The organism is Saccharopolyspora sp. 6M, from assembly GCF_020176775.1.
Lineage (GTDB): Bacteria > Actinomycetota > Actinomycetes > Mycobacteriales > Pseudonocardiaceae > Saccharopolyspora_C > Saccharopolyspora_C gregorii.
On the sequence record NZ_JAIUJZ010000325.1, the window covers coordinates 1 to 3485 of the forward strand.

Consider the following 3485-nt stretch of genomic DNA (forward strand, 5'->3'; position numbering starts at 1 on the left):
GCCTCAACGACGAGGAGCTGCGGCCTCGCCCCGTTCCGCGGCCCGTTCGGGGGCGCTCGCCGCCGGTTCGGATGCGCTCCCCTTCGGCCCCGCCGAGGTCGCCGGCCTCGCCGCGGGCGCGCTCGCCGGGGGTTCGTCGGGCACGGCGGGGATGGGCGCCATCACCATGGTCTGCTCGGCCGCCTCCGGGGCGGGCCGCGCGGACTCGCGCTCCGGCTCCGCGGCGGCGCCGTCCGAACCCGCAGCGGCGGCGCCGCTCGAACCTGCAGCGGGGGAGCTGCCCGCCGGGTAGCGGCGCAGCCACTCCGGCACCGACGGCGGGTGCTCGCCGAACTCCTCGGTGGCGTCCCGCGCCAGCTGCTCGACGACCTCGCCGAGCTCCACCCGCTGCCGCCAGTTCTCCGGGATCGCGCTCGCCATGTGCGCGGTGCCCATGATGTTGCCGCAGATCGAGGCGGTCGCGTCGCTGTCACCGGAGTGGTTCGCGGCCAGCACGACCGCGTCGGTGTAGGAGAACGGGCGCGCCAGCGCGGCGCACACCGCGATGGCCAGCGCCTGCTCGCCGACCCGGCCGTCGCCGAGCCGGTGCTGGATCTGCTCCGGCGTCGGCGTGCCCTCGGTGGCCAGCTCGATCGCGCGGCGCAACGCGCTGGTGGTCTCCTCGTGCCCTTCCCAGCCGGACAGCTCGGTCAGCGCCCGGTCCACCGCCTCCGGCAACGACCGGCCGCCGAGCAGCTGCGCCACGATCACCGCGAGCGCTCCGGCGGGCAGGAACCCGCTCGGGTGCCCGTGGGTCAGCGCCGCGGTGGCCGCACCCACCCGGAACGTCTCGGCCGGATCGTCGGACCAGAACCCGGCGGGCGCCGCGCGCATCACGCCGCCGCAGCCCTTCGAGTCGTTGATCCGGTTCGTCAAGGTGCCCAGCCGCCCGCTGGTGGCGTAGCCGTGCAGCGCCTGCACGCAGGTGGCGCCGGGCGCGCGGCGCACGAACAGGCCCTTCTCCCGGATCAGCCAGCCATCCGGCGGCGTCACCGCGATCGGCCCGCCCGCGTCCTTCCAGTCGAAGCCCTGGGTGTGCAGCCAGCGCTGGTAGGCGTGCTGCACCTGCTGCGCCGGATCGGTCTCGTCGTAGAGCCTGCGGCGGATCGAGGCGCGGATGAGGCCGTCGGTGGTGAACAGGGTCAGCTGGGTGTCGTCGCTGATCGATCCGCCGGGGCGGTGCGCGTCGGCGAAGTCGACCACGCCCGCCGCGCCGTGCTCGGCGCGGATCTTCTCGATGGAGTCGTCCTCCACCGGGTAGCCGAGGGCGTCGCCGACCGCGCCGCCGAGCAGGCAGCCGAGGATGCGGGCGCCGCGTTCGGTGGCGGGCTCGGCGAGTTCGCGGGTGGTGGTGACCGGTGGCTGCTTCGCGGCCGGCTGCGGCGCACCGCCGGAGTTCCGGGTGGCCGGGCCGGACCGCGGCATCGCGATCCGCTCGGTCAGCGGCGCCGCCGGCTGCTGCGCCGCACCTCGGGCGTTCGCCGCGGCCTCGTCGGCGGATCCGGGCTCGGCGGTCTCGCTCCCGGCCGTGGTCCCGTCCTGCTCGGCGGCGCCGTCGCGGCCGTTCGAGGAGGTCGCGGGCCAGGAACCCATCGTGGGCAGCGGTGCGGCGGCCGGGGCGTCCGGCGCGGCCTGGTCGGCGGTGCTCCGCTCGGACTTCGCGTCCTGCTGGGTCTGCTCGTCCTGCTGGGTCTGCTCGGCTTGTTCGGGCTTCGGGGTCTGCTCGGGTTTCCCGGTCTGCGCGGGCTTCTCGGTCCGCTCCGGGGCCGAGTCCTGCTCGGGCTGCGCGTCCTCCTCCGAAGCCGCGCCGGCGTCCTCGGCGGTCCCATCGGGCACCGCCGGGGTGCGGCCACCGGGGGCGAGGCCCGTCGGTCCGTCCGAAGTGGACTCCGCGGGTTTCCCTGCCGTGGCCGGCTGCTCGTCGCCGCTGCGCGCGGCACCGCCCGGGATCGGGAACCTGGCCACCGGCGCCGACTCCTCCGGCACCGACTCCTCGTCCCGGATCGCGGGCTGCTCGGTGGTGCGCTCGGTCGCGCCCTCCCGCGCCGAGCCCGCGCCCTCCCGCGCCGAGCCTGGCTGCTCCGCGGTCTTCTCCGGCCCCGAGCTCGACTGCTCGCCGGTCTTCTCGGACCCCGAGCTCGGCGACTCGCCGGTCTTCTCCGGTGTCGTGCTCGGCGGCTCGCCGGTCTTCTCCGACGCCGCGCTCGGCGACCCGGCGGTGCCCGTCCGCGCCGCGCGCGGCAGCTCCGCCGGGAACTCCAGGTCGATCAAGTCCTTCGCCGCCGGGTACCGCTGCGCCCACGTCTCGTCGGTGCGCGGCTGCGGGCCGAACTCGACCAGCGCGTCCGCGGTCAACTTCTCGACGGTCTCCCGCTGCCCGAGGTCCCGCAGCCACACGCCGGGCAGCGCGGACGCACCGTGCCGGGCGCCGACGATCGCGCCGCAGATCGCGCCGGTCGAATCGCTGTCGCCGGAGTGGTTCACCGCGGCCATCACGGCCGGGCCGACGCCGTCGTGGCTCAGCGCCGCGCACACCGCGATGGCCAGCGCCTCGTGCCCGGTCCAGCCACCGCCGAGCAGGTCCTTGAGCTGCTCCGCGGTGGGAGCGCCCTGCGCGGCGAGGTCCTCGGCGACCAGCAGCAGCCGTTCGGTCTGCTGGTGCCCCTCGCACTCGGCGAGCAGCTCGCGGGCCAGGGTCAGCGCGTCCGGCAGCGACTCGCCGCGCAGCAGCCGGTGCACCAGCACCGCCAGCACCCCGGCGGGCAGGTAGCCGCTGGGCTTCGCGCAGGTCAGCGCGGCCCCCGCGGCGGCGAGCCGGAACACCTCGCGCGGGTCCTCGGACCACAGCGCGAACGGCGCGGCGCGCACCACGCCGGTGTTGTCGTCCGAGTCGTTGATCGGGCGCTGGAACGTGCCGGGGCGGCCGTGCGTGGCGAACTCGCGCAGCGCGGTGATGCACTCGGCGTTCGGCGAGCGCACCGCGAACAGGTCGCGTTCGGCGACGAGCCAGCCGGTCGGTTCCGGGTGCTGCTCGGCGAACGGGCCCGCCACGCGCGCCCACGCGTGGCCCTGGGTGTGCAACCAGCGCTGGTAGGCCAGCTGCACCGCGGGCAGTGGGCCGCCGGTGGCGCCGCCGCGGGTGGCGACGTGCCCGCGGATCAGCCCTTCCAGCGTGAACAGGATCAGCTGGGTGTCGTCGGTGAACTCGCCCGAGTGCTCGCCCGTGCGGTCGTAGTCGGTGATGCCGCGCTCGCCGAAGCGGCTGCGGATCTGCTCCACCGGGTAGGTCTCGACGGGGCCGCCGAGCGCGTCCCCGGCGGCCGCGGCCAGCATGCTGCCGAGGAACCGCTGCCCGTGGTCGCTGCTGATCGGGTCGGGGGCCTGCTGCGCGGCCCCGGGAACCTTCGCGGGCTGCGTGACGTCGGCGGGCGGTGCGGCGGGGGCGC

Annotated in this window: 1 protein-coding gene; it reads right to left on the minus strand. The window is 76.4% G+C overall.

Annotation, left to right across the window (positions count from 1 at the left end; translation table 11 throughout):
* Nucleotides 1–3: 3 nt before the first annotated feature.
* On the minus strand, nucleotides 4–3485 hold a 3482-nt coding region (locus LCD31_RS28520), incomplete at its 5' end, for an ADP-ribosylglycohydrolase family protein (RefSeq protein WP_224963249.1).